Annotated in this window: 1 protein-coding gene; it reads left to right on the forward strand. The window is 46.4% G+C overall.

The annotated features are described in order from the left end of the window. Positions 1–202 precede the first annotated feature (202 nt). On the forward strand, positions 203–1746 hold a 1544-nt coding region (locus A3729_RS16700; RefSeq protein WP_068634098.1), incomplete at its 3' end, for a flagellar biosynthesis protein FlhA.

Genomic DNA, 1746 nt, shown 5'->3' on the forward strand with positions numbered 1-1746 from the left:
AGTTTAGGCGTCGCGTTATTACAAAACCTCCGAAACCGGACTTCCCCATACCGGATGATCTTAAATATGATGGCTCTTGATTAAGGGGCTGGCATTGCCTAATTACCGTAAACTGTAGAAGTCGGCGTGAATCTTGCTGATACCTTACTGATATTTGTTTTTCGTCAAATTAGTGACGATATCAGTCTTGGTAGTGATATTTATGCAGCAAGCCGCAATGCTTCAACAATTCAAGGTTCTTACTCAGGGTAATCTCGCCATCCCGGTGCTATTGATTGCAATCCTGGGGATGATGACCCTTCCTGTTCCTCCTTTCCTGCTTGATTTGTTGTTTACCTTCAATATTGCTTTGGCGCTTGTTGTCTTGCTTGTTTGTGTCTACTCCCTGCGGCCCGTTGAGTTCGCGATATTCCCAACCGTTTTGTTAGTTGCCACGCTTTTACGTTTGGCGCTAAATGTCGCTTCAACTCGTGTTGTTCTCTTGGAGGGGCACGAAGGTGGCGATGCTGCAGGTAAGGTGATTGAGGCCTTCGGTGAGGTTGTCATTGGAGGCAATTACGCTGTCGGTTTGGTTGTCTTTGCTATTTTGATGATTATTAACTTTGTTGTTGTAACAAAGGGTGCTGGCAGGGTCTCGGAGGTTAGTGCGCGCTTTACGCTCGATGCGATGCCGGGTAAACAGATGGCGATTGATGCTGATCTTAATGCTGGCATTATCGAACAGGAAGAAGCCAAGTCACGTCGTGAAGAAATTGCAACGGAGGCTGACTTTTATGGTTCTATGGATGGTGCCAGTAAGTTTGTTCGTGGTGATGCCATTGCGGGTTTGTTGATTTTAGCGATCAATATCATAGGCGGTCTCTCTATTGGCATGGTGCAGCATGATCTAGAATTCTCTGATGCAATGGAAAAGTATTCGCTACTGACTATTGGTGATGGCTTGGTTGCACAGATTCCTTCGCTACTACTTTCTACCGCCGCAGCAATTATGGTGACACGTGTTAGTAGTATGCAGGACATGTCGTCACAAGTTCTTGATCAGATGTTTCTATCCCCAAAGGCTTTATATGTGGCCTCAGGCATTCTTATCGCAATGGGTCTGGTACCGGGCATGCCTCATTTGGCATTCTTGGGTTTGGGTGGCGGTTTAGCATTTTTTGCTTGGTATGGTCAAAACAAGAGATCGAAAGGTGAAGAGGTTGAAGCAAGCGCTCCGGGTGCTCGCAGGTCAGGTGCTCAGCCTAATATGTCTGGCGGTGCTAATGTAACGCCTGATAATCAAGGTCAAATATCGGCTGATGGACAGCCTAAAGAAGAGTACAAAGAGCTTGGCTGGGATGATGTTTTGTCGGTCGATATTATAGGCCTGGAAGTTGGTTATCGCATAATTCCTCTTGTTGATAAAAATCAGGGGGGGGCATTGCTTGGTAGGATAAAAGGGGTGCGTAAAAAGCTGTCGCAAGAGTTAGGTTTCTTAATGCCTTCAGTTCATATTCGCGACAATCTTGACCTTATGCCAAATGTTTACCGAATCACCTTGATGGGCGTAACGATTGCTGAAGCAGAAATTCACCCAGAGAGAGAGCTAGCTATTAACCCGGGTCAGGTCTTTGGGAAAATTGACGGGGTTGAGGGTAGAGACCCTGCTTTTGGGCTTGATGCAATCTGGGTTGAGAGTTCTCAAAAGGATCATGCGCAAACGCTAGGTTATACCGTTGTCGATGCGAGTACTGTGGTGGCGACACA

It is taken from the genome of Oleiphilus sp. HI0043 (genome assembly GCF_001634935.1).